The organism is Anaerocolumna sedimenticola (assembly GCF_009931695.1).
Taxonomy (GTDB): domain Bacteria; phylum Bacillota; class Clostridia; order Lachnospirales; family Lachnospiraceae; genus Anaerocolumna; species Anaerocolumna sedimenticola.
Genome location: NZ_CP048000.1, coordinates 2,674,363 through 2,697,264, shown reverse-complemented (window position 1 = coordinate 2,697,264; position 22,902 = coordinate 2,674,363). Strand labels below are relative to the sequence as shown.

The 22,902-nt window shown below is 38.3% G+C and carries 32 protein-coding genes; 2 read left to right on the top strand and 30 right to left on the bottom strand.

What is annotated here, in order from left to right; translation table 11 throughout:
* Positions 1-27: 27 nt before the first annotated feature.
* The 14 genes from Ana3638_RS11885 to Ana3638_RS11820 all read right to left on the bottom strand — a co-directional run bounded on the left by Ana3638_RS11885 (position 28) and on the right by Ana3638_RS11820 (position 10,708).
* Complete coding sequence (locus Ana3638_RS11885) at positions 28-507, bottom strand: hypothetical protein (RefSeq protein WP_161838215.1); 480 nt, start codon at positions 505-507, stop codon at positions 28-30.
* Positions 508-948, bottom strand: coding sequence for a hypothetical protein (locus tag Ana3638_RS11880; RefSeq protein ID WP_161838214.1), 441 nt, complete (start codon positions 946-948; stop codon positions 508-510).
* A complete protein-coding gene (locus Ana3638_RS11875) occupies positions 945-1,322 on the bottom strand; it encodes a minor capsid protein (protein ID WP_161838213.1) in 378 nt (125 codons plus the stop codon). The genes Ana3638_RS11880 and Ana3638_RS11875 overlap by 4 nt, the downstream gene beginning before the upstream one ends.
* 50 nt (positions 1,323-1,372) lie before the next feature.
* A complete protein-coding gene (locus Ana3638_RS11870; RefSeq protein ID WP_161838212.1) occupies positions 1,373-1,741 on the bottom strand; it encodes a DUF6751 family protein in 369 nt (122 codons plus the stop codon).
* Positions 1,741-2,016 (bottom strand): head-tail connector protein, encoded by a 276-nt coding sequence (locus Ana3638_RS11865; protein ID WP_161838211.1) that lies wholly within the window; start codon positions 2,014-2,016, stop codon positions 1,741-1,743. Before Ana3638_RS11865 ends, Ana3638_RS11870 begins: the two co-directional genes overlap by 1 nt.
* Positions 2,017-2,146: 130 nt before the next feature.
* Positions 2,147-3,376, bottom strand: coding sequence for a phage major capsid protein (locus Ana3638_RS11860; protein WP_246241040.1), 1,230 nt, complete (start codon positions 3,374-3,376; stop codon positions 2,147-2,149).
* Positions 3,377-3,402: 26 nt separating this feature from the next.
* Positions 3,403-3,933 (bottom strand): phage scaffolding protein, encoded by a 531-nt coding sequence (locus tag Ana3638_RS11855; protein WP_161838210.1) that lies wholly within the window; start codon positions 3,931-3,933, stop codon positions 3,403-3,405.
* Between the two features lie 122 nt (positions 3,934-4,055).
* Positions 4,056-4,373 (bottom strand): ribosomal-processing cysteine protease Prp, encoded by a 318-nt coding sequence (locus Ana3638_RS11850; protein WP_161838209.1) that lies wholly within the window; start codon positions 4,371-4,373, stop codon positions 4,056-4,058.
* 51 nt (positions 4,374-4,424) lie between these two features.
* Complete coding sequence (locus tag Ana3638_RS11845) at positions 4,425-4,646, bottom strand: hypothetical protein (protein ID WP_161838208.1); 222 nt, start codon at positions 4,644-4,646, stop codon at positions 4,425-4,427.
* Positions 4,643-6,112, bottom strand: coding sequence for a phage minor capsid protein (locus Ana3638_RS11840; RefSeq protein ID WP_161838207.1), 1,470 nt, complete (start codon positions 6,110-6,112; stop codon positions 4,643-4,645). Before Ana3638_RS11840 ends, Ana3638_RS11845 begins: the two co-directional genes overlap by 4 nt.
* Positions 6,113-6,127: 15 nt before the next feature.
* Positions 6,128-7,504, bottom strand: coding sequence for a phage portal protein (locus Ana3638_RS11835; protein WP_246241038.1), 1,377 nt, complete (start codon positions 7,502-7,504; stop codon positions 6,128-6,130).
* A gap of 7 nt (positions 7,505-7,511) precedes the next feature.
* A complete protein-coding gene (locus tag Ana3638_RS11830) occupies positions 7,512-8,765 on the bottom strand; it encodes a terminase large subunit domain-containing protein (RefSeq protein ID WP_161838206.1) in 1,254 nt (417 codons plus the stop codon).
* Complete coding sequence (gene terS / locus Ana3638_RS11825) at positions 8,762-9,493, bottom strand: phage terminase small subunit (RefSeq protein WP_161838205.1); 732 nt, start codon at positions 9,491-9,493, stop codon at positions 8,762-8,764. Before terS ends, Ana3638_RS11830 begins: the two co-directional genes overlap by 4 nt.
* Before the next feature lie 411 nt (positions 9,494-9,904).
* Entirely contained in the window at positions 9,905-10,708 is an 804-nt protein-coding gene (locus Ana3638_RS11820) for a hypothetical protein (RefSeq protein WP_161838204.1), read from the bottom strand.
* Positions 10,709-11,042: 334 nt separating this feature from the next.
* Between Ana3638_RS11820 and Ana3638_RS11815 the strand changes: the two genes are divergently transcribed.
* Complete coding sequence (locus tag Ana3638_RS11815; RefSeq protein ID WP_202621607.1) at positions 11,043-12,110, top strand: ParA family protein; 1,068 nt, start codon at positions 11,043-11,045, stop codon at positions 12,108-12,110.
* A gap of 61 nt (positions 12,111-12,171) precedes the next feature.
* On the opposite strand, the gene Ana3638_RS11810 is transcribed toward Ana3638_RS11815, so the two are convergent.
* Together Ana3638_RS11810 and Ana3638_RS11805 are read right to left on the bottom strand one after the other, a co-directional pair.
* Positions 12,172-12,618 carry a DUF1492 domain-containing protein gene (locus Ana3638_RS11810; protein ID WP_161838203.1) on the bottom strand — a complete coding sequence of 149 codons (447 nt, stop codon included), beginning with the start codon at positions 12,616-12,618 and terminating at the stop codon, positions 12,172-12,174.
* Between the two features lie 13 nt (positions 12,619-12,631).
* A complete protein-coding gene (locus Ana3638_RS11805) occupies positions 12,632-12,901 on the bottom strand; it encodes a hypothetical protein (protein WP_161838202.1) in 270 nt (89 codons plus the stop codon).
* A gap of 90 nt (positions 12,902-12,991) precedes the next feature.
* Between Ana3638_RS11805 and Ana3638_RS11800 the strand changes: the two genes are divergently transcribed.
* Positions 12,992-13,231: a hypothetical protein gene (locus Ana3638_RS11800; protein ID WP_161838201.1), complete on the top strand. Its 240-nt coding sequence runs from the start codon at positions 12,992-12,994 to the stop codon at positions 13,229-13,231.
* 11 nt (positions 13,232-13,242) lie between these two features.
* Here Ana3638_RS11800 and Ana3638_RS11795 read toward each other — a convergent pair whose 3' ends face one another.
* The 14 genes from Ana3638_RS11795 to Ana3638_RS11740 form a co-directional block, all read right to left on the bottom strand.
* On the bottom strand, positions 13,243-13,602 hold the full coding sequence (locus Ana3638_RS11795) for a hypothetical protein (protein ID WP_161838200.1): 360 nt from the start codon (positions 13,600-13,602) through the stop codon (positions 13,243-13,245).
* Positions 13,603-13,612: 10 nt separating this feature from the next.
* Positions 13,613-14,383 (bottom strand): DNA adenine methylase, encoded by a 771-nt coding sequence (locus Ana3638_RS11790; protein WP_161838199.1) that lies wholly within the window; start codon positions 14,381-14,383, stop codon positions 13,613-13,615.
* On the bottom strand, positions 14,380-14,610 hold the full coding sequence (locus Ana3638_RS11785) for a hypothetical protein (RefSeq protein ID WP_161838198.1): 231 nt from the start codon (positions 14,608-14,610) through the stop codon (positions 14,380-14,382). The genes Ana3638_RS11790 and Ana3638_RS11785 overlap by 4 nt, the downstream gene beginning before the upstream one ends.
* 11 nt (positions 14,611-14,621) lie before the next feature.
* The gene (locus Ana3638_RS25170; RefSeq protein ID WP_246241036.1) at positions 14,622-15,479 is read right to left on the bottom strand and encodes a DNA cytosine methyltransferase; all 858 of its coding nucleotides are present in this window, start codon (positions 15,477-15,479) and stop codon (positions 14,622-14,624) included.
* Positions 15,480-15,514: 35 nt separating this feature from the next.
* The gene (locus tag Ana3638_RS25165) at positions 15,515-16,354 is read right to left on the bottom strand and encodes a DNA cytosine methyltransferase (RefSeq protein ID WP_246241033.1); all 840 of its coding nucleotides are present in this window, start codon (positions 16,352-16,354) and stop codon (positions 15,515-15,517) included.
* Positions 16,355-16,357: 3 nt separating this feature from the next.
* Positions 16,358-16,669 (bottom strand): hypothetical protein, encoded by a 312-nt coding sequence (locus Ana3638_RS11775; RefSeq protein WP_161838197.1) that lies wholly within the window; start codon positions 16,667-16,669, stop codon positions 16,358-16,360.
* Positions 16,662-18,038, bottom strand: coding sequence for a DEAD/DEAH box helicase (locus Ana3638_RS11770; RefSeq protein WP_161838196.1), 1,377 nt, complete (start codon positions 18,036-18,038; stop codon positions 16,662-16,664). The genes Ana3638_RS11775 and Ana3638_RS11770 overlap by 8 nt, the downstream gene beginning before the upstream one ends.
* Positions 18,029-18,175 (bottom strand): hypothetical protein, encoded by a 147-nt coding sequence (locus Ana3638_RS25160; protein ID WP_246241030.1) that lies wholly within the window; start codon positions 18,173-18,175, stop codon positions 18,029-18,031. The genes Ana3638_RS11770 and Ana3638_RS25160 overlap by 10 nt, the downstream gene beginning before the upstream one ends.
* Positions 18,176-18,299: 124 nt before the next feature.
* A complete protein-coding gene (locus Ana3638_RS25150) occupies positions 18,300-18,443 on the bottom strand; it encodes a hypothetical protein (RefSeq protein ID WP_246241028.1) in 144 nt (47 codons plus the stop codon).
* Positions 18,444-18,672: 229 nt separating this feature from the next.
* Positions 18,673-20,574, bottom strand: coding sequence for a DUF927 domain-containing protein (locus tag Ana3638_RS11760; protein ID WP_161838195.1), 1,902 nt, complete (start codon positions 20,572-20,574; stop codon positions 18,673-18,675).
* The gene (locus tag Ana3638_RS11755; protein ID WP_161838194.1) at positions 20,571-21,050 is read right to left on the bottom strand and encodes a CHC2 zinc finger domain-containing protein; all 480 of its coding nucleotides are present in this window, start codon (positions 21,048-21,050) and stop codon (positions 20,571-20,573) included. Before Ana3638_RS11755 ends, Ana3638_RS11760 begins: the two co-directional genes overlap by 4 nt.
* 12 nt (positions 21,051-21,062) lie before the next feature.
* Positions 21,063-21,665, bottom strand: coding sequence for a hypothetical protein (locus tag Ana3638_RS11750; protein WP_161838193.1), 603 nt, complete (start codon positions 21,663-21,665; stop codon positions 21,063-21,065).
* The gene (locus Ana3638_RS11745) at positions 21,649-22,305 is read right to left on the bottom strand and encodes an AAA family ATPase (RefSeq protein WP_161838192.1); all 657 of its coding nucleotides are present in this window, start codon (positions 22,303-22,305) and stop codon (positions 21,649-21,651) included. The genes Ana3638_RS11750 and Ana3638_RS11745 overlap by 17 nt, the downstream gene beginning before the upstream one ends.
* Positions 22,305-22,901 carry a hypothetical protein gene (locus Ana3638_RS11740; RefSeq protein WP_161838191.1) on the bottom strand — a complete coding sequence of 199 codons (597 nt, stop codon included), beginning with the start codon at positions 22,899-22,901 and terminating at the stop codon, positions 22,305-22,307. Before Ana3638_RS11740 ends, Ana3638_RS11745 begins: the two co-directional genes overlap by 1 nt.
* Position 22,902: the final 1 nt, after the last annotated feature.

Here is a 22,902-nt window from a genome sequence, read left to right as displayed (position 1 = left end):
TAAAAGGCGGATTTAACCGCCCTATGATTAATCCGGGGTAAAAGTCTTAGTTGAAAGTGCAAATAACCCCTTGACTCTATTTCCGATATTGTGAACATTAAAAGATATCTGATAACCGGTACTATCTCCACCGTAAGAACCGATTTCAATTAATGCATCTTCTTTATATGCTACATATGAGCCTGCAGTTGTTTCATCCTCTTCCCAGAGATGCACTTCGACTGTAGTAGTTTTCAAATCATCGAGAACAAGCCGTTTATCAATGATATCCTGCAGTTTGGGGAACATAGGGTCATCTTCATCCGCATAAAACGGTTCAACGGATGCCTGCGGTTCGTAACTATCGATACGTTTACTTGTATCTCCTAAGATATTGGGGTTACTTTCTACGTTGGCATTCATTTCAACACTAAGTTCTTCTAAATCTTTGCCGAGCCTGGTATAAGCTGCAGTGCTAGTTAGAGATGCATCTATAAAATGTGCCATGAATTTTCTTGCAATTTTCATTTAGATTAATACCTCGCTTTCCAAATGGTATTGAGCATAGATCTGTAACTGGTATGTTACCGGACCGGACAAAGTTCCTTCCTGATATCCATATAACATACCGTTTGCACTACTTAGTTTAATAAGCGTTCCAGTCACAATATGCTCATTAATAGTTACTTCAATCTCTTGACCTGTGGCTGCATGTTCAAGCCAATAAGCCAGGTCTAATAAAAAAGTGCTATTTGCCATTCTCTCATAGTCATTAATGCTTTGAAAGATTGCATATAGCACAAAATTGTGTTGTCTGTCTTGATTACCGGTAATAGATTCTTTTATCAGCTGATCACCGGTGGGATACAATCCATAATTATCAGGAGAATCCTCCGTATAATCAATCTGTAAATCTGTGATATTCGGGTATCCCAATACGACTTCTTTTACCAATTCAATTATGTTCACTTTGCACCTGCCAGTTTCCGGGCTCCGTCAAGGATGTCCTTTTTTTTATCGGCTTTCATTCGTTCAAACCAGAAAGGGCCACGCATAGGTGCACCGTTATATTTCAAATCTATGTTGGTTAACACTTTCTTTTCTCCTTTTTTGGCCCATGCACTTCCTGTAGCAGGGGAAACCATTAACTTACCGTAATAATGATATCTGGAATATGGAGTATTCTGATTTATTTCTCCGCTGCCTATAACCGTTCCAAGCGTAGCTGAATCAATTAAAATATTATTCTGTCTCGGTGTATACGGTACCATGAATCGAATAACTTCACTATCGATAAATTTCTGGACCTTTCCTCCTGGCTCAAGTCCCCGGGCTTTTAACATTATATCGGTAGACTTAATTTCTAAATGGCCATTAAACCCTATACTATCACCTACTTTCCACTTAATTCCCAGTGTTGCATTCTAGGGCTTCCATGGACTTTTTTTGCAAAAGAACTAATTGTGAATACCTCATTCTCTGCCTTTAATGCTTTAAGAGATGTGGATTGTGTAGCCTGTGATGTATTATCGATTTCAAAAGCAATATCACCACGTACAATGAGGTCTTTTCCTTTGCTTATCACAAGATCAGGAGCCTCCGACATGGGAATTGATACGTACAAACTGTCTGCACTGGATAATCCGGTTTTTATGATGCTTGCTGCCTGATCATCTTCCCAGAAGCAACGATCATATACAAATCTTATGTACTTATTATCCTCAAAATGGTACATCGTGACCTTTGTTGTCCTTTTTGCCATTACCCCACCCCACAATACAAAAGACCAGTATCAGCCAACCAGTCATATATAATGTTTTTGGATGTATTTTGGTCATTTTCCTTAACCTTATCACGGCTTTCATAGGTTGCCGACCAGCTTCCATCTTTCTCTGATACAATACCAGCGTTATCATTTTCTTTGTCTCTCTTATCGCATTGATAGAGATGTTCTGCAAGTTCGCAACAACAATATTGCACCTTTTCCGGGATATCAGCAGATTCCTTTATATTTCCAAAAGTGTATTGCCTAATCAAATTACTTGACTTAATGGTCCATTTTTTAAAGGACTCCTGGGGATTATCACTTCCCCCATTTCATCCTTATATGTACCACTGTAAAATTCATAATCCGCAAAAATATCGATCACGGTACATCACCGCCTTACTATTCTGCGATCATCGTTACAGCCTGTGTCACTGCAGATGCAGCAACCGTAACAGTACCGGTTACCTTGGTATATCCCTTAAGTGTTACAGCATAAGGATAAATACCGGCTCTTAAGTTAAATACGGCCTGACCAGATGCATTAGTTTTTATATTTGATCCATTAACATTAACCCTGGCGTCTGTAATAGCTACAGGTGTACTTGCATTATCTTTTACGGTAAAAGTAACTGCCTGAGTGGTAATAGGCGTTGCTGGTTCAAGATATGCGAATGGACAGCCAACACGATCCTCATCGATACGGGTTGCAGGATTAGGCAACGCCCAACCAAGGCGGAACACAACACGAAGAGCTATCATGTCCTGCTGAGCAAGGTTGTAAACGATCTCTTTTGATACCGGATCCTGAATAACACCCTCTGTGAGGATCTTAACAGTAATGTCCTGACGGATTGCGTATACTGCCTTGGAGAAATCACCAACAACCATCTGAGCAATGGCGGTATTAAACGATCCGTTGTCTGGGAAATACATCGGAGCACCATCAAGAGCATACTGAGTAGCACCCTGCATCGTCTTATTGAAAATAGGCTGCTTTGCATCATCACGAAGCCCACGAAGCTTAGCTTTCATGTTGGTGGAAGCGATTACACCAGAAACGGCATATCCATCATCTTCAACCTTTGAGAATACTCCGTCCTCTGCGAGAATTTTAGCATAATAATCAGGGCTGGCGCCAAGAGCAACATTGTTACCGGATTGTCTTGCTAAAGTGATAATATCATTTTGCCATTCGGAAGGTCGATTCTCTCCAAAGATTACAGCGGAGTCAACACGCTGCCCAATAGCTTCGATAACACGAGGAGTGACCTCACCCATGATATCAAATTCTGCATCATCAAGTACGGCTTCCGGAATAGGTACGATTACCGCCAGCTCCGCAGCTGTCAAATAGACATTATCCCAGGCCTGCCTAGATGTCTGTTTCATTCCGGTATCACCGTTAACCCAGTAAGCAGTAGGCAGGAAATCAAGCACTCGGATTCTCGTCTGTTTGGAGGTCATGTTGGGGAGCTTCTTGGCCATAGCCATAAATACAGAAGACTTTGGTGTATCCTGGGCGATAGCATCGACTATCTGCTCTCTTATAATAGCCTCAGCGTCTGCTCTGTTTACAATACTGGTTGCGAATTTTTGTAAATTCATTGCGATTTTTCTAATTCTGTTCATATATTACTTACCTCATTCTTTCTTTGTTATTCTGACTTAAACAGAGATCGAAAAGCTTCATTTGCTGCAGCTTTCTTATCTGTATTGTCAGTGGTTGTTTGTGTACTGGTTACTACCCTTGGGTTAGACTTTGATTCCTCAAAAAGATAACCATTATCTTTTTTTAGGGCTTCCAGAGCTGCTATAATATCTGTATCCTGGTTCTTAGACTTCTTGAGATTCTCCACATCCAGTAAAGCCATAACAGCCTTAGTATTTCTAGGTTTAAGAGCGCTTACTTTACTTTCCAGTGCAGACGTAAACTGCATATCAGCAATCTGGCTTTCGTAAGTAGCCTTTGTATTGGTTAAATCACTTGTTAATGTTGCAATTTCCCCTTTAAGCTTACTAACATCAACTCCATCAAAAGCCTTTAGTTTTTCCTCTAGTTCTGTGAGTTGTGTTTTATACGTGTTAGCAACTCCCTGTTCACGAGTAATATCATTTCCATTTTCTTTCATGATCTGCTCTATCTGTTCGTCTGTAAGTCCCATATCTTTTAAAAATTTTCTCTGCATATTATCAATCCTTTCATTACGCTTTTTACGGGTCAGCACCCATGTAAAGTTGATTTATAGTTTTACGTCATTCCGGACATAAAAATAAGACGTTAACGTACGCCCTAAACGAGATTTTTGGATCACCGCCTTTCTACGATTGAAACATTTTCAGGATACTGTTCCGCAATGTTTTTATATCCTATCAAGGCTGCCTTTAAAAGTGTATGAGTGATTATATCAGGCTTAGATACCACGCAATATTGTATATTGCCATTCAAGCCCTCTTGTATCTCCATTTCTGCATCACTCAATTCACCTATAGAATTGATCGTGTTAATGGTTAATGCCGATATTGCAGCACACACGATATCACGCCCCGGAATCGAATAATTCGCATGTCCCCCAACTCGGAATCCAATTAATTCATTATCCCTGTACAGTTCTGTAATTTGTGTCATTTAACCTCCAAATAGGTATAAAAATACCACCTACCGTTGTGATAGATGGTATTAAAATATTAATAACTCACTTATTTCAATTAATGACTTTCCGTTAAAAAACTTATCCGTCATTACTTCATCAATATTATCATAGTCTTTAGTTATGCCGTTATAAGTTACCGAAATATTGTTCTTGCTAAAAGGACATATAGAACCGAAAATATCAAGATATTCAAACTCAATATCATCAGTTAAACTTACTATCCACTCTCTTAAATTGTCCGGTTTCATAAGATATCTTGATTCTCCTTTCTTTCTTCTTCCGTTAGCTCTCTTACTTTTCTTTCAACAATTTTTCCATCTTCCCAAACTATATCGTGTGCATGTTCTCCATGCTGTCCAAATGGATGGTTTTTTCTATTACCGTGATCATTATTTGTAATTTGTTTATACCATTTACCACTTGAATTATAATAATTTCTTGTGATACCTCCACTTTTTCCGATAACCTGTGTTATAGAATTAGGATCTCCTGCTGTGGTGGTAGATTTAACATTAATTATACCATTTTTCCCGATATTTGCAACTCCATTTCCACCTCCCACACGTCCAAGGCCATCCGAATATATTCGTTCCCTTTGCTGTGGTAAACCCATTTCCTTAGAGAAATCCGCATATTCGGCCATTGTACCGCGGTACCGGGATTTTGCATTTATTATATCATCTTCGGAGGCACCCGCTCTATCCATCAGCTTTATATCCTGGCGTTGCTTTCGCATAAGAGTTTCAAGCTGTCGCTGTCTCTGAGTAGCTTCGTAGGTAGTATATTCTTTTCCCTTATAAGCCTTTTTCTCATTCTCTTTGGCATTCATAGCATCCAACTGCTCATCCGTGTAGGTGCGTTTCGATATGTCAGGAAGAAACGGATAATAAGAATGATAACAGTTCCATCCACAAAGACCAGGTCCAGTACCAAGACCACATACATCAATTAATTGCTGCCGATTATATACTCTACCCTGCCATACTTGGTGGGTAGGTCTTGCTGTAGCATGCCAGGACACTTCAAAATAATCCGTTCCAAGGGCTTCGGCATTCATTTCATTAATCTTACTGGTTATTTGGGTAACCCCAGTCATAATAGCTCTTCTGGATGCTACCTCTATTCGGTTATGCCAGCCGCTTTCATACTCGACAACTCTTACTCCTGATTTCGTCATTTCCTGAATTGTATCTTTAATGGCCTTGTTATAATTAAAGGCCCCAGAAGCAATGCACATCAATGCTTCATCAAACTTCTTCTTAAGGTATTCGGCTGTTGTGTGATACGATACTGTATTCCCAGACTCCACACGAAAAGCAGTTGTTTGAGTAATATTAAATAACTCGTTTCTGGTTTGCTTCTTAACCGCTTCTATGAGCTGCTGTAGTGGAATATTGTCGTCATATCGGGTGAACGGCTTACCAGTTGCCTTATATAAGCTCTCGTCCCTTGCATATCCATCCTTAATAATCTCGTCATAAATCTTATCAATCTCTGAATCAGTCTTTTGCAAGGTTGTTTGTATAGCCTTACGAATGGTATCACTGGAAAGCCCGATCCTGCTCAAAGTATATATTTCATAATCTGCAGTCCGGGATATGCTATTAATCATATTAATTCGATCAATAACATCTTCCATAATCCGCATAGAAAGTTCAATCATAAACTTTTGTATCTCTACTGGGATACGCTCTAATTCAGCAGGTGTAAGCATTGAAATTATCCCCCCCTACATAACAACATCAGCCTGTTCTGGAAGATTCTTAAGCGCATCCTCTAATGTTTCACCATACCACTTAGCACGGTATTCTTCAGGACGCATTATTCCGGATGCCAAATCTTTTCTGTCATCTTCCCGTTCCTTTTCATTATCGGTTACCACGCTATCATCCCAATCAAAAGTAGTTTCATAATTGCCGGCCGGAGCAAGATTTTCAGCACTTACCCAAAAGTCAATTGCATCAACCAAATCGGTTAAACCTCTTTGCAAGGCTTGTTGTATGTCTGATACTGTTGCATAGGACCTTTGCTTACTGGCCTTTATCTCTTCGGCAGTCTTTTCTACTTCCTGGACATCCGATAATGTGCCATAAGCCAATCCGCTGTCAAACTCAATTCGGCGGAGCTGCTGGTTATATCCATGGTAATACGATTCATCCCTAATATCAGGGCTGTAAGTATCCATAAAGGGTTTATCCGCTGCACCGGTATTATACTCTAATGTACGATATAAACGTTCTCTACCGCCAGGATATTCAAATTTATCATTGGTTTTATCATATTTCAGAAGCGAAGAGGCGAGATGCACTGCTGTCTCTTTGCTGTCATACTCCCAGTCGATCTGGTTGTACCTCTTATCAGCAATCATAATATGTTCCGTGGCCCGACTAAATACGGATACCCCAAGAGGGCTATCGGAATCAATATTATTTGCAATGGGTACCTTGAAAAAGCCGATTGTCAGCTTTTTAGCTCCCTGCAATAAGCCATGAGGCTCAATGTCTTCCCACTGTTTTACGGATTTTAATGACACTTCACTGCCCAGTGTAGCGCCAGTTTTACTCAGGTAAGCAAAGTTATATACATTCACTCCGGTATCAGCAAGGGAATGTAACTCTACTCGGGTATATATCTCTTTCCCCCTGGTATACTGTTCCGTAAAGGCACACTGCGTAATATTACCGTTGCTGTCAAAAGTAATTGGATAAAAGCTGTCTGCAGCATTATACTGAACGGCTATTCCATCATTGGATGGATAAGGTTTAAATACCATACTGCCTTTTGCACAACCGTACTCTACCTGTTTTCTAATATTCGATAACACGTTCTGATAGATGTTATTGATATATTTCGCCCTTTCGTTATCTCCCGTGACTTCTGACTTAAGTTCCAGAGTGACCAGCCTTGCAATCTCACTTGCTATAGATGCCGGTATCCCTGCTGATTTCTGACCACTTGACAACCAGGGTGCTCGATTACTGTACATTAAATCCCACAACTCAATAGCTCCCTGCATAACAGTGGACACATTGATACCGTCCAATTTAAGGCTCTTTTCGGCTACCAGCTTATTTAGGCATTCAACCATTTTACTATATTTCATCATCTCACCTCTATTCGTACCGGATAAACCGGGAAATATCTCTTTCAAACCCATATTCAAAGGCATCAAGACTATCTATGTCACTGGTACCATCATCAAGCCGTTTGTCTTTTGTTAACTCATCAGGATCCCAAAGTGCTCCGCAAAGAGCAAGCTCTAAGCTTTTACACAATTCCGGAACATAAAAAAATCTGCCTTGCCCCATCATACGCTGAGTAAAGCGGATTCTGTCATTAACTTCTGTTTTCAGTGCGTCTGATATCCTTAACCAGCCTAATCCTGATTTCCTTGCAGTGCTCCTAAGTCCGGCTATCAATGTTTTTTCTGCGCTATCACAATTAACCTGCGTTATGTAACCATAGACATTTAACACCTTTAAACAGAAGTCTACAAATAACTGTCCAAGCTTTTCAGGGTCTATATCATTTTTACTGCAGTCTATCCACTCAGATGCAAGAGCTATAATATTGGTGTATCCTCTGCCGTATCCTGTAGCTACAAATGCATGACCGGAACCATTGCCTCCAAAGTCTACACCGATGTTTATCTCCATTAAACTCTTAGGCTTTTCTGTGAGCTTAAAAGGATTTATAATCTGTGCCTGCGCATCATTAAATAATCTATACACAGCGCCCTCAGCAGCCACCCACAGACCTCTTATATACCTATCATAGTAAACAGTACCTTTGTACTCATTACACAGGTTTTCGACAAATTCAGGCGGTAAATATGGATTATCAAATATGGTGTATTTCTGACAATAAATATCCGCATCGGAATCAAGGAACTTTTTAAACCAGTGATTAGGGTTATCCGGGTTACATGCTCCATCAAAGCAGCTGTACGACTTATCCATACGGGATTTAAGCAGCTCAAACACCTGTTGATTCCACTCGGCAACCTCATCACCGTAAACATATTTAAGTGAGGATCCTCTTAATTTTGCTACCTGACTGACCTTTTCAGCACCAAGACAATAAGCGGAATCTCCAAACAGGTCAACAATATTGTCAGAGCCGATTTCCCCGACAATTCTCTGCCCGTATATCTCCCGCATTGGCTGTAGGATATTTCTTTCTATGGTTCCTTTCGATACACCTATCAGAGCGTTTAAGCCATCCTTACCCTGTCTTTCGCGGATTCTGGAGGGGATGGTATAAAGGTTATCCATATAAGACTTACCGGAACGGGTTGCGCCGGTTTTAACATTATAACGATGATTGGCATTAGCTACAAACTCCATTTGCTTAGGACTTAATATCAATTTGTATCACCTGCCTGCTTTTTTATCTCTGCCAACATCTCATCCAGTTTGGCAAGTTCATCCTCATTATCTTTACCGGTTGCTTTATTAACATCAACTTTGAGCTTTTCGATGCGGAGCTTTTGCTCCTCAGAAGCCTTATCCCAATTCTTATGCAATAGTTCATCATACCTTGTGATCATGCTCTCCAGGGTCTTCATTGCCCGGCTCTGTGCCTGTAAGAAGGTAGCATGTTTATCCCAGGCCTGCTGTACTTCCCACTTCTCGCTATCAATATTACCAAAGCCCTCTCCTACTTTTTCAATGGTCTTATCCTGCTGATCCTTAACATACATAAGTTTTTGTGCCCGTATAATGGCAGCATAGGCTATCTGAATATTCTCCCAAAGAATATCCAACGGATCCTTTTTCTCAATCTCCTGGATAATAGAAAAGGTCTCTTCCGGAAGATACTTCGAGAAGAAACCATGTTTTTCTGCATTCTTATTTTGTTCAGGTGCGCCGCCATCATTATCAATAGCGTTTTTATTTCCAGGCTGTCCACCTTTTTTCTTATGCGAACGTTCGCTATTTTTATCCGAGCGTTCGTTATCCCACTTATGGGTGCTTTTCCAACGCCGAACCGTCCCCTCTGGAAGATTTAGTTGACTTGCAATCTCAACTAATTTCATACCACTTTTAAACAGTTCGTATGCCTGATTATATCTTTCATCCGGTGCCCTCGCCAAGCTTCATCACCTCAATTCGTGTTGTTTTGATATATGAAAAAAGGAACCGCACTAAGCAGTTCCGAAATTTACGTTTTATATAACTATTACTAAGGAGGGTGCTTAACCCATAAAGCAGTAAATATTTATCCCTGCATGGGTTAAGGCTTTTTACTTTACTTACCATTCTTACTTTTAGTTAACATGCGAACTATAAGCACAAGGCTTATAATACCCATCATACATAAAACTAATGCAAGTATGGTGATTACTTCATAAAGCATATAATCCCTCCGGTATATTCAGTTTTCAGGAATCTCCAAAATTAAGAGATTCACTAAAATAATATTATTCTTTATATATAAATTTATGCTTTAAACTCCAATATTTCTATTCATGTATGAAAAAACACCCCGGATGATGCTTATGTAATTACATTCTAATTTTTCCTTTAAATTTACTTTCATAAATTTTTGCATCAGGGCAATACGTTTTTACTAATAAATCAAGTATTTCACTGTCTGCATCACTCATTTTAGGACCTTTCGTGATTTCAATCTCATTAATATATTCCTCTTTAACTTTTAAAAATATATATTCAAAGGGAAGATCAACTTTTTTTAATATATTATTAATAAATAATTCATTGACATTCTTTTTATTCGCATCTTTAACTTTTACTGGTAAAACTGGTAGAATATATCGAACTTCATCCTGAAAATTCCATTCTTTTCGTTTATATTTTCCAGGTAATTTAACATTCAAGTTAATTTTTGTTTCAGAATCATATTGAATTAACTGGGGACATAGTAACTCTTCGTCATCTGTGTAAATCACTCTTTTAACAATTTCCTTGTTTCCGGAATATACCACATATTTATCAGCTTCAAAAAATTCTTTAGGTAAGAAATTATTATTCGATTTAATATGTACCCCTTCTACCTCTATACAATAGGTATATGTTTCAAAAGGCAAGTTATGTAATTTTATTCTAACACCGCCCATGTCTCCAGTATACATATTCCATAATGACAATTTTTCTTCCTCAACATCTGTCCAGCAACTTACAAAATAATATTTACCATATTCTGTTAAATCCTTTGCTTTTATTTCTTCCAAGTCATCCATGTTTTTTAATGAATTAAATTTTAATGATTTATTTTTCAAAATTAACCCAAGTGATGATAGGCTTGTATAGTGGTACAAATAATCTGGTATTGGTTTTTCACTCATCATGAATCCCTCCTCATATTACAAATCCTACCACCAAATTCCATAATTTGCAATAACAAAAAAGGCATTCAAACATAATAGTCAGAATGCCTTTTAACTGGGGAGTATAATTAATAAGGGGCTGAAACAGCCTCCAGGCTTTTGACACCTGGCAGCCGCAGGAGGTTCTATACAAACTTCCATGATAGTATTTTATCATATTGTTTTATGATTTATATGACATTTTATAAAAGTATATTAATCGCATTATTTCACAAAATTTGACATTAGTTGTTGTTTTAATTTATGCTTTGCTATATAATTTAGGTAATATAAATTAAATACAAGGAGGTTCTATATGTCTTTAATTCACAGTTATGCACTTTGGAATAATAAAGGTGGGGTTGGTAAAAGTACTATAACTTTTCATTTAGCTATGCGGTATGCTGAATTGCATTCAAATAGAAATGTACTAGTTATTGATTTATGTCCCCAAGCAAATTCAAGTATGATGTTACTTGGTGGTGGTCCAATTGGTGAACAATATCTAATAGATTTATGCAGTGAAGCTACACCAAAATCAGTTGTTGGATATTTAAGTACTGTTATATCGAGTGGTCGTGGTGCTTCCTTACCCAATCCCTCTGATTACATAATCAAAGTTAATAAATATAATAGTAATGTCCCTGAAAACTTATATTTACTCTGTGGTGATGGTAATCTTGAACCTATGGCCCCTGCAATTAATGAAGCTGCTTCCGCTAAATCTTTAACCCCAAAAGATAAACCATGGAAATGGATACAAGAAATTATTAAAAAATTTATTTCTAATGTAACTACTAATGATGAAAAAGATTGGCTTGTTCTAGTAGATACTAATCCCAGCTTTAGCATATATACTCAAATAGCTATATCAGGAGTTGAAAGAATATTAACCCCTATAAATGCTGATGATTCTTCTAAAACAGCTGCTTCTGCATTAATAGCATTATTACATGGCACAATTCCACCACACCCCATTTATGGGTCATGGACTTATGCAGCAATGGCAGCCGAACAAGGAATAAATATCCCTAAAATTCATTTACTTATTGGTAATAGATTAACTCAGTTTGAGGGATCCGCAACAGCTTATGGTGCCTTATCCGACGCAACAGCCTCTTCATTATTTGATATTTTTAAGATTCACCCTGAATACTTTGTTTCAAGAACTACAGCAATAGCTACAAAAGAATCGTTTATTGCTAATTATTCAAAACCTTTGCGTGATTTTAACACTGCTGGCGTTGTATGTGCACATCTAGGTAGGTTGTTGTCTTCTATGAGCCAAGGTTATTATCCTGTTTATGGCGAAAGTGTAAAAGTTAATGCCGATAAAATAAAAGAATGTATTAAAGCAATAGATGCCATTGCCAGTATAATTTAATTGAATACTATATTTATAATTAAATGGCACACAATAAAGTGTGCCATTACATATAATTACTTTAAATTCCAATTGTATCTACATGTTGTTTACTACTAAAGTATCTTCTAATTCGCTGCGATATACTGCTCTGCTCGTATCCCAACTTCCTCGCAATCTGCCATTGATTCATTCCATCAATGAAATACATCCGGAATATTGTCCTGGTAGTACTATCACTGATTCCAGATATGTATCGCTCAATTTCAATCTGGTTTTTAAGAAGCTCGTCCCTTTGCACTTCACGCTGCCTTAACAACTCTGATATCTTATCCTGCCTTTGTGTTGCGTCAGCCGGATCAATGCCGGCAACACGAAATGTCATGGGAGTGTAGGGAAAGTATTTACTTGATCCTTTCACTGTTCCGAATGGTATAATTTCAGCTTGTTTAGTTTCCTCTATTCTTCTATTTAGGTCAGCTATCTCATTTCTTATTGCCTTATATTGACTCAATTCTTTCTCTGTCAATAAAACTCCTCCTTTATTCCTTTAGTACCTTTATATCATCATCGGGTTTCTCTAAGTATATCCAGCTGCAACCGAGTAGGCCGCAATCATCAAATTCTCGTAATATTTCATCAGTTGTGCAAGCCGTGCTTTCTGTCATTAAACTTCCGCAAAACGGGCAATGAAGTATTGTTCTTTCTTCTCCCTGTTTACTTTCTAAACCGACAATAAATTCATTTCCGCATTTATGGCATTTATTCTTATCCAAATTCTGCGCAAAGTAATTTTTAGCTACTTCTATCATATATTTTCCTCTTTCCCTTAATAATCCCTTTGATTTTCGAACATGTGTTTGTTATGATATATACTAAATAATCTCATAGGAGCGATAACCATGCCTAAGGAATCTAATAAAAAACCTATTCCAGTCATTGCATCTTTTAACAAAGAGGGCCAAATCATGCCTATCTACATCCAAGTGGAAGTCGCTCCTATTAAACTGTTAGAGGTCACATACTGCAATGAGTATGCGGACCATTATTTTTACAGAGTGTCTTATGTATTACACAATTTTTTAATGGACGCTTATTTGTATTATTATTTTGATAAACATGTATGGATGATAGAAGAATAAATTTAGTTCGCTTAATCCTTTCTCAGGACCGTCCGGATCCTGTCCTCCAACTTTTCCAGCTCATAACCGTTTAGCTCCTCCGGAAGAATACAGTTAACCACTATCCGGCAGCCGAACCGGGTCTTAATAGCCTGTACCATCCTGGGATTTACTTTTATAGTACGTCCTAATCCTTTTAGTTTCATACTGACCTCCTTTGTCCAATCATCCTGTACCGGATAGAGGTAATATTCTTCTTCCTCTACCCGATAAGATTTTATCTGTCCATTAATTACCTCTTTTCCGTCCAGTACATCCAGGTGACCAGATAACAGTTTCTTTATCCCTACGGAAGCATTAAGATTAAATTGTTCTTTACTGAATACTTTCATGCTAACCTCCTTAGTAATTCATCCAAAGATATTCTGTCCTCGGTAAACTGTTTTCCGCTCTGGCCGGAATAGATTCTTTCCGCCATCCTGACAGATATGTATTATAAATCTCATTGTCATATCCGGATAACATCACCGGACCAGTATGCTGTAGGAGCGTTTCCAATAACTCAACATGGTCCTGGTCTGTCATCTCATGCCGGTATTGCTTCCGGCTTCTGGTAGACAGTACATAAGGCGGATCCGCATAGATCAATACGTTGTCATGGTTAAATGCCTTAATCAGTTCTACGGCCGGCTTATGCTCTATCTGTACCATTTTCAATCGATGTGCCACATTGGTGATAACTGTAGGCAGGTCATTCCAATACCGAACCGCATAAGCGGCCTCCCTGGCATATACATCCTTTTTCCAACCACATTTTTCACATAGACGGAAACCATGTCCCATTCCAGACCGAATCAAGAAGTTCTTAGCCCGTTCCACGTCCGTTAATTCTTCCGGATTTTCCGGAAAGGCATTATCATACTCTGCTCTGGCATATGGAGTATATACAATCTTTTCAATCAATTCCTCTTTCTTTTCCCGGATTACCTGGAAGAGGTTTATTACATCATCATCTAAATCGTTTATGGTTTCAATCCGTGAGGGCTCCTTGTTAAAAAGGATTGCCCCTCCACCAAAATACGGTTCCAAATAACTGTGATGTTTTGGCATCTGGCTTATAATCCAGGGTGCTATCCGCTGTTTACTCCCTGGGTATCTTAAAAGTGTTCTCATATATTCCTCCTTATCCGGTTGTATACAGCACCTGCACTTATACCAAATAATTCACCTATTTCTTTATATGCCATTCCCTGGCGCTTAAATATAATCATAAACTTAACATCTCTTTTAGAGATTGACCTATTCTGCTTCGGGAAAACACCATCCATCATCATAAAGCTTTGTTCGACCGTAACCGGTTTAAGGATGCAGATTAAAAGTGCATAGTAATTTTCTTTCATACTACCTCCTTTTAAGCGAATCTTAATTGTGGTTGGCTATCATCAATCATCATGTTTGGCATTCGCTCACCGACTTTCAGGTAAGGGACATTTGCTTCTGTTAGTACCTTTGATAGACCAGGGCAAACACTGTTACCAATTCTTTTTACCTGCTCGGAGATTGTCACCGGAGTGCCATCCTCATAAGTGTCAATGATGTAGTCAATTGGGAATCCCTGTGATAGTTTCAATTCTTCTGGGCTTAACATCCTCAAAAAAATATCAACGATGCAATACTCATTTCCGAGTACTGTAATTAACGCGAATCTATCTTTTGTAACAATGGTATGCAATGGGTCATTAAGACTCTGTCCTGTACCACAGCCGTAATATTCCATAATAAATTGTGATACCCATGTGCATTTCTGTGCTACATCTTCCGATATACCGGCTTCTTTTAATCTTTCCCACTCAATTGCTTTAATTGTAACCTGTCCAAAATGCCCCGGGCTTGTTGTAATGGTATGTAATGGAGAAAATAGGCTTTGTCCTATGCCGGTCTTATAGAACTTTGTAAGAAATGCACTTAATAAAGCATATCTATTACTGGTATCAATGGTTTGAATGGGATCCTTAACTGACTGACCTCTTGGTTGACTGTTGGTTTCCGAATGATATTGAATAATATATGGGCTAATCTGACAATGCTCGTTCTTTGTAACAATTGTCGATAATGGTTCTTCGACTTTCCGGTTTCTATAGTCAGTAAATCCAGTTTGTCCGATCTGCATTATGTAAGGACTACACACATAATGACTATTTACAGTTGTTATAGTACTTAGTGGATTTGATACATTCTCTGGTTCGTTATCAAACTTATAGTTCAGCATGAGCGGCGTTACCACTCCTACACCATTTTTCTGTGTTATTGTAGATATTGGCTTATCAATGCTCTGCCCCTGAAGTTATCTCCACCATGATTAACAGTTACCATAAAAGGGTTCGGATCATTGAATACGAACTTATCCATTCCGCCAGCTATACGTTTCATAGTTTTTTCAGCTAATGGCTTCTTTCTTCCAAAAATTGATTTACCAAGATCATTAAAATTCAAAACTGTACTAACAGGTACCCATTTTTTAAGTCCATTACTTCCGTCCTTATTATGTGTAGGTTCTGGCCATACAATAGGCTTTCCATCACATCGGAATATTGCAAACCATCTTTTCCTTGTGGTAGGTACCCCATAATCGGCAGCAACCAGTTCACGACATTCAAATTCATAGCCAAGGGCTTTCATGGAGTTGATAAACTTTTTGTAATCTTCACCCTTTCGCTCCTTAATGGGCTTATTATTTTCATCCAGAGGACCCCATTCCTGAATCTCTGCCACATTTTCCATGATGATTACTTCCGGTAAGCTACCTGTAATATCCTGAATCTGAACACATAACCTGCGGACTCCATAAGGAAGAATCCTGAGACCTTTTTCCACCGGCTTACCGCCCTTTGCTCTGCTATGCTGCGTACAATCTGGACTTGCCCACATAAATCTTACAATATCACCATGTTTTAGCCTATTTTTAAGTTTTACTTTCATGATATCTTCTGTATAGTGGTACGCATAAGGGTGGTTTCGTGAGTGCATTTTAATTGCAAATGGGTCATGATTAATTGCATAGTCAACGGCCCTGCCTAATGCCATTTCAATTCCAACACTTGCACCACCTCCACCGGCAAAGCAATCAATTATTAATTCTCTCATTAATTACCTCCTTGGTTTAAACTCTTGCTCAATGATATTCATTAGCTCTGCTAATACTTTCCTGCATAAATCACTGTCATTATACTTATGAGTCAACTCAATTGATTCAGTCCGCATTTGGCCCCAGTCAAATTCCTCTTGCTCTTTGGCCTTATCCCACTTAGCATAAAAGTTATAAGTATCAGTCGTTATCTGAACTACCTTAGCAGGTGTTTCACTTTTGATATTTCCTATAATGGCCCAGAATAAAGAATTATTTAAATTATCTTTGTATAGTTTATAAGTATTGCTAAATGTACTTTTTACATCATTCACGGATTACACAACCTTTCTTCCGGTAATGGGTTTTACGCTTTTTATATTGATTTTCACAGAACTGGATATCATCTACATAGTCATAACAGATTGCGTCTATTTTATCCTTAAATACCCTAGCAATGCGGCCTATACTCTGTACAACAACGGCAAAATCTTTTTTCGGTGTAGTAAGATATAACCTGTCCAGACACGGAATGTCCAAACCCTCTTTTGCCAAGGAATACGAAGCAAACAAATACTTTTTCTTACCAGTTCTCATATCTTCCAAGGCCTTTACTCTCTCAGCTTTCGCGCTTTTACTGGTCATTTTTCCGCTTATCATGACTGCATCCGGTGAGTCTAACATTTTCATAAGTATTTCAAGATGCTCTAGCCGATCAGAAAGAATCAAATTACTATGGTCTTTATTTACTTTTAGCTGTTCCACAATCTGATAATTACGTACTTGACTAAATACCAGGTAATTCATTAATTCGCTGTAAATCATAGTTCCGTCTGTATCAAGGCACACCTCACTGGTTTTGATACCGGTATTGCATTTATGGACCGTAACCTGCATTGTCTTATCTGCAACAGCTTCTTCCGGTACTGTGTAAGCAATATCACCCACAATCGCAAAGGTGGATTTAATAAGTCCGTCCCCTCTGTGTACCGTTGCTGATAAACCGTATTTGTATCTGGCAGCCAGGCTGTTCATAACTTTAGAAAACATAGTAACCTGTGTCGGTGTACCAGCTAATCTTTGGACCTCATCAACAATAATGACATCCCAAGTGTATTTATATTGCTGTAAATCCAGTTTGGTAAGCGTTTGTACCGTTGCAAAAGTAATACCTGTACCGATATGCACTTTACCCTCAGTAATCTTCCCCAGAAGCTTTTTATCCATGTACATTGCCGCTCGATCATAGGACTGGTTTAAAAGATCTGCAGTATGTGTAATCCATAAAGTTTTCCTGTCTATCGATGCAGCCAGTGCAATTCCCATTTGTGTCTTTCCGGATCCGCATGGAGATTGTAAAATCCCACATCCTGCTTTCTTCATAACCTGAACCGCTGGATCCTGATATTCATACAAAGGGATATCTGCCTGATAATTAATAAATGGATTATTTGCAAGATCCTGTTTAATGTCAGCACCTGGTATGAACTGTTTAATATGCTTTCCTATACCAACCGGAACGATAAGGCTGTTTCCATCAACCCGATAAAGCAAAAGATACTCCGGAGTGTTCCCGGCCCATAATCCCATACGTTTTTTCTTCTGGAAATCTGGGTTTTTAATTATCAAATTATCCTGGACCCATTTTACTAAATCAGAAATCGGATCCTGTATGATTAATTCACTGCTTATCGTTATGTGCATCCTATCCCCTCCAACCATTTCTTTAGCGGTGTAGAGTACCACAATAAATCATTTTTATTCACTACTTTTATATTTTTACTTTTTAAAAATTCAAGTACTTCCAGGGAGATTATCCGGATTCCTTTACTGGTATTCATCGCAAATAAACCCTCATGATTTCCGCATTGCTGCCATAATGTCATGGCATTGCATTGATTTTCCTCAATTCTTGATAAAGGAAATGTATCATTCTTACAATCCTTACAGTCAAATACATAGGTATTACCCCTGTCTGGCTGCTATCACATCAAAAGGTTGTCCGTTATGGTTATCCTGTAATTTATGTACCCAGAAACCATATTTTGAAAGGGTATGTATAAATTCATATTCAAAATCTGTTCCTGCTTTTTTATTATTTAATCTCAAGTTATCACTCCCATGTAGTTCCCCCAGTTCCCCTTTTTTTATACCTTGGGTACTCATTGGGGAACTTATAAAATTCAGTATAATCAATGGTTTGCGGTTAAGGTTCCCCCGGTTCCCCAAATTTCTAGGTTTCTCTTTATAAGAGTTGTGTGTGTATGTATTCATCAACACACACACCAAGTATTATATAGGTGTATTTTCTTGGGGAACCTGGGGAACTGGGGAACCGCTAATCATCAAAGGGTAACCTTGTTTGCTCATCAATTGGTATAAAGTCAGTGTTTTCAATGGTTTCCTCGCTTTCTTCGTCGCTCATCTTTATGACATTGTACCTTGATTTTTTACCGTTAATCTTCTTACTTTTCTCCATCCTGGTTCCCCCACGATCATTATCTTTTAATAATAGCCCGTTCCGGTCTGCCCAGGTAAGGAAAGATTTATTGGAGAAGTTTCCCCTTTCGCACATGCTTTTAAAGACATTTGGTTCGATATACACGTACCCACGCTCAATAAATCCCCATATTTCGCCTTTATAATTGCCGTAATTATCAGGAATAAAATTATTTTTATGTATAGCTATATCAGACATAATAAATCCATAAGCTCTTTCTTCTTCCGATACCTCGTCTTTACTTTTCAGTAAATTAAAACAGATATCAAAATCCAGATACATACCATCTTCAAATATCTGCTCCGTTGCTATTTTGTCAGCTGTCAAAAGGATAGACATAGGTAATATTTGCTTATCTTCCTTTTCAATTCCCATTTCTGTGGCTTTAGCATAGATCCGATCCTGGAAGTCTTTTTGCATATCCTTAAGCACCTGTAGATCCATGTCGCTAATAATTTCTATAAACTCTCTGCCGGCATACCCATAATGTTCTTTTACTGTACTTACAACGGCTGCTGATTCAGATATGTTACCAAAAATACTTCCTTCGTCACTTTCAAATTCAATTATTCGATTAATGGCTCCTCCCTGCATCGTTTCGCTGATTAAGGAGCGCTCTGAATTAGTCAGAATAATATTTTTCCAATATCGCTGTCTCTGTAAACCTATATTGACATTGGAACGTTCCTTACCACCACCAGAGCATAGACTGTAAACATATCCAGAAAAATCATCTTTCATTTTTTTTTGGATTTCAGAAAAATCATCTATGGCAAGGGGTAAGTGATTAAGAAAGTCCAGCCTGGCTTCTAATGCTATTTCATTTGCTTTGGACTTGATCCAGTACTTGCCCTCTGTTGGGTCTGCCCAAACTGAAGTCGCAACCATTAATGCGACAGTCTTTCCTTTACCGGTCTTACCATGCGTATTTATAATAAACGGTAATGCATTAAATTTATGTAATAAAGGACTTGCAAAAGCTCCGGCTAAATAAATCTTAGGTTCTAAGCGCTCACTCTGCCTGATTTTATGCATTAATTCAAGCCATTTAGTGTAGGATCCATTGCTCTCTATGCTCTTAAAGGCACCGGACAGATTATCCTCATTATCAAAAATCACGCTTTCATCATATGGAATGAAACTATTATTGAGCCAACCTAATTTTGAAGTAGATAGTTGTTCCGGTATTGCTGAATCATTCATGCTCTCTATGTCGGCCAGATACTGCACAAGAGCACGGGCGTTCTCACTGGTGACGCGCACGCCATATTTAGATAATCCGGTAATACGATTACTGGAGGACATCACCTCTTTGTCTACGATGATTTCTTTCCACCTGTTCCGGACCTTAAATGCTAACACTGTTTTAATATAACCAGTTTCTGCATTTACCAAGGATTTAATAGGCATAATTGGGTGACTGCAGGCTGTCTTTTCACCAAAGTTAGTCAATATTGTTATGCCCTCTTCATTCGCCATCCATCCCCCGGTAAAGAGTTGAGGGTAAGCACCTTCAAATTCTGTATAATTCCCACCGGTTTTTAGCGTAAAACTACGTTTGGATTTGGCAAAAGCCTTGTATTTTATGTCAAATAACTGCTTTACCCCAAGCGACTTTGCCCTGGCCATAAGATCAACTGTAAGGGTTGCATGCAGAATCGGATCTTTTTCTTCATAGAGTTCAAAGAATATTTCATCATTTAGGATAGTCTCTTTATTAAGTTCTGCTATATTTATCATTTATCCAACTCCAATACAGTTTCTAATAGATACACTTGATACTGCAATTTATCAATGCAGTAGCACCAAAGGTCCGAAAAAGGAGGTTCTGCAGTAATTATGTTACGATAAGCTGTAACACGTAACTGAATACTTCGTATCCTCATGGCATTTACATGCCTAAGTTGTTCTGCCTCATTTCTTGCTTTCCTTGCTTTCATTGCCATCACCATAGTTCGCCAAGACGGCTTATCGGCACCTCCAAGCAATTCAAAAGCCGTTCGGAAATTACATCCATTCAGATGCATCTCCATGTCAAAGATATCTCCTGTAGCTCCGCATCCAAAGCAATGGAATGAATCATCATATATTTTCATAGAAGCAGTTTTTTCAATATGGAACGGGCAGGATATAAACCCGTTCCTATTTATATTGATTCCATTACGATGCAGGACTTCTTTCATTGTCACTGTTGCTTTTAGCTCATCCTTGGTCAAATAAAATCACCTCTACATAAATGGAAGTTCTTCTTCCAGTCCATTCGGTATATTCATGAAGCCGTCACCGACAGCACTCGGCGTATATCCTGGGCCATAACCGTTATCTTGGCTTTCAGGAAGTAATTTATCCTCAGGAGTGTCAACACCATTTCTGATAACTTCTACGCTTCGGAACTGCATACATTTAGTAGCAAACTTTTTCTCTTGCTGATTATTTAAGTATTGTTCGCGGCCAAAAACTCCACCTATTAATTTGCCTTTAAAGCAGGAAGCAAACTTGTCGCCCCAGGTTACTTTAAACCCAGGATTTGAATTTTCCGCAGCTGTTATAAAAGATTTAAATCCTCTGCCGGTATTACCATTTGCATCATTTATTAATTGATATACAGTACAGCCCCATTTCTTGTTTTCCCTGGTATCTGTTTTATATTGTTGTGCAAAATAGTCTTTCTGATCACCTTCAGCAATATCTAAACTAATTTCCAGCATATTCTTTCCTTTAGCTGATTTTGTCTCTTTTACCTGCATTATTTTGCAGATATGTCCTCCAAGTTTCAGCGGAGTAAATTCCCCATAAGCCTGTACATTATCGTAATCATTTGGTTTTTGCATTTTTATTTTCCTCCTTATAATTCAATTCGTAGTAATCCCGAATGGTATCATCTACAAGCTTTAAATCGTTATCAATTTCCAGTGTATCAAACATCCCCATAGGACTTTTTGAGACGGCCCCTGCATCTGCCTGAGTAATAAACTTATGCACATTATTTTCAGCTACGCACCGGAGGACTATCGTAAACATCCCCTCTATACATACTTTTTCATCTAACAGTTTACCTATGGTCTTAGGTCGGATATCTCCAAAATCATTAACATCCTCATGCATGAAAAAATAAACAATTTTATCTGCAGGCAGACTTTTTATAACAAATTGAATGAGCCGCCAGAAGTAGTCCCCTAAGTCGTTGTAAAGACTAAATACAGCGTTTCCACCGCCAACAGAGCTGTGTTTTGACATAAAGTGATTTGTAATAAGATAACCGGCATCATCAATAACAAAACTTTTAAATTGGGCATTACAGAGTTGCTTCATGATTTGCTGATAATCATCGGTCACTACCTTAGGTATTTTTGATTTAAATGGGAGCGGCTTTCCAAGGACATTGACCAGGGCAAATCCATCATTGCAATTCCTAAGGCTTGTACTTTTTCCGCTACCTGATTTACCTATAATTAATACTGGGATTCCCATTACTTTTTCGCCTCCTTTTCAAAATCAATTACTGACAATGCTGTAATCACAGGATTTTCAGCGGGTACCGCTGTTCCCATTAAAAGTAATGTACAAGTGGCATTTCTCCAGAAATACATGCTTTGTCCAAAATTTGTACATGGACCGGAAAGAGTATTTTCCTGATCATAATCAATTTCATTTAAATCAATCAGATTTAAATGATTCATGTCCATCATTACCAGCTGCTTACTTTCATTAACCTGCATCAGGCGATAGACATTAAAGTGTTTGTCCAATAACACATTTGAAAGAGTAACCGGATATTTTGCTTCTTTTTCCAGGGTATTAATATGGAAGTAGCTATGAATATCCATTTCTGTCTGGGGCATAGGTTTTTCTTTACTTACGATAAATACCGTATCTTCTTCCGGAAGAACTCCGGCAAGCTCCATAATAATTGCTTTGACTTTATTGGGAATATAATTTACATCAAGCCAAACCATCCATGTACCGGCTATAATTATGTATCCCTCGTCAAAATAACCAATCCGGATACCTCCTCCCTTATAGGCTGCTGTCATAAGCTTTTTTAAGTGTGTCGGATTTATAAACATA

Coding starts and splice junctions, on each gene's coding strand:
- Ana3638_RS11875 (WP_161838213.1), bottom strand. CDS start 1,322: ATGTTAAAAGCCCGGGGACTTGAGCCAGGAGGAAAGGTCCAGAAATTT.
- Ana3638_RS11820 (WP_161838204.1), bottom strand. CDS start 10,708: ATGATGAGTGAAAAACCAATACCAGATTATTTGTACCACTATACAAGC.
- Ana3638_RS11835 (WP_246241038.1), bottom strand. CDS start 7,504: ATGATGAAATATAGTAAAATGGTTGAATGCCTAAATAAGCTGGTAGCC.
- Ana3638_RS11855 (WP_161838210.1), bottom strand. CDS start 3,933: ATGCAGAGAAAATTTTTAAAAGATATGGGACTTACAGACGAACAGATA.
- Ana3638_RS11815 (WP_202621607.1), top strand. CDS start 11,043: ATGTCTTTAATTCACAGTTATGCACTTTGGAATAATAAAGGTGGGGTT.
- Ana3638_RS25160 (WP_246241030.1), bottom strand. CDS start 18,175: ATGAATACCAGTAAAGGAATCCGGATAATCTCCCTGGAAGTACTTGAA.
- Ana3638_RS11800 (WP_161838201.1), top strand. CDS start 12,992: ATGCCTAAGGAATCTAATAAAAAACCTATTCCAGTCATTGCATCTTTT.
- Ana3638_RS11790 (WP_161838199.1), bottom strand. CDS start 14,383: ATGAGAACACTTTTAAGATACCCAGGGAGTAAACAGCGGATAGCACCC.
- Ana3638_RS11750 (WP_161838193.1), bottom strand. CDS start 21,665: ATGCAAAAACCAAATGATTACGATAATGTACAGGCTTATGGGGAATTT.
- Ana3638_RS11760 (WP_161838195.1), bottom strand. CDS start 20,574: ATGATAAATATAGCAGAACTTAATAAAGAGACTATCCTAAATGATGAA.
- Ana3638_RS11860 (WP_246241040.1), bottom strand. CDS start 3,376: ATGAACAGAATTAGAAAAATCGCAATGAATTTACAAAAATTCGCAACC.
- Ana3638_RS11740 (WP_161838191.1), bottom strand. CDS start 22,901: ATGTTTATAAATCCGACACACTTAAAAAAGCTTATGACAGCAGCCTAT.
- Ana3638_RS11745 (WP_161838192.1), bottom strand. CDS start 22,305: ATGGGAATCCCAGTATTAATTATAGGTAAATCAGGTAGCGGAAAAAGT.
- Ana3638_RS11770 (WP_161838196.1), bottom strand. CDS start 18,038: ATGCACATAACGATAAGCAGTGAATTAATCATACAGGATCCGATTTCT.
- Ana3638_RS11795 (WP_161838200.1), bottom strand. CDS start 13,602: ATGAAAGTATTCAGTAAAGAACAATTTAATCTTAATGCTTCCGTAGGG.
- Ana3638_RS11885 (WP_161838215.1), bottom strand. CDS start 507: ATGAAAATTGCAAGAAAATTCATGGCACATTTTATAGATGCATCTCTA.
- Ana3638_RS25165 (WP_246241033.1), bottom strand. CDS start 16,354: ATGAGAGAATTAATAATTGATTGCTTTGCCGGTGGAGGTGGTGCAAGT.
- Ana3638_RS11785 (WP_161838198.1), bottom strand. CDS start 14,610: ATGAAAGAAAATTACTATGCACTTTTAATCTGCATCCTTAAACCGGTT.
- Ana3638_RS25170 (WP_246241036.1), bottom strand. CDS start 15,479: ATGCTGAACTATAAGTTTGATAACGAACCAGAGAATGTATCAAATCCA.
- Ana3638_RS11805 (WP_161838202.1), bottom strand. CDS start 12,901: ATGATAGAAGTAGCTAAAAATTACTTTGCGCAGAATTTGGATAAGAAT.
- Ana3638_RS11870 (WP_161838212.1), bottom strand. CDS start 1,741: ATGGCAAAAAGGACAACAAAGGTCACGATGTACCATTTTGAGGATAAT.
- Ana3638_RS11840 (WP_161838207.1), bottom strand. CDS start 6,112: ATGCTTACACCTGCTGAATTAGAGCGTATCCCAGTAGAGATACAAAAG.
- Ana3638_RS11845 (WP_161838208.1), bottom strand. CDS start 4,646: ATGAAACCGGACAATTTAAGAGAGTGGATAGTAAGTTTAACTGATGAT.
- Ana3638_RS11850 (WP_161838209.1), bottom strand. CDS start 4,373: ATGACACAAATTACAGAACTGTACAGGGATAATGAATTAATTGGATTC.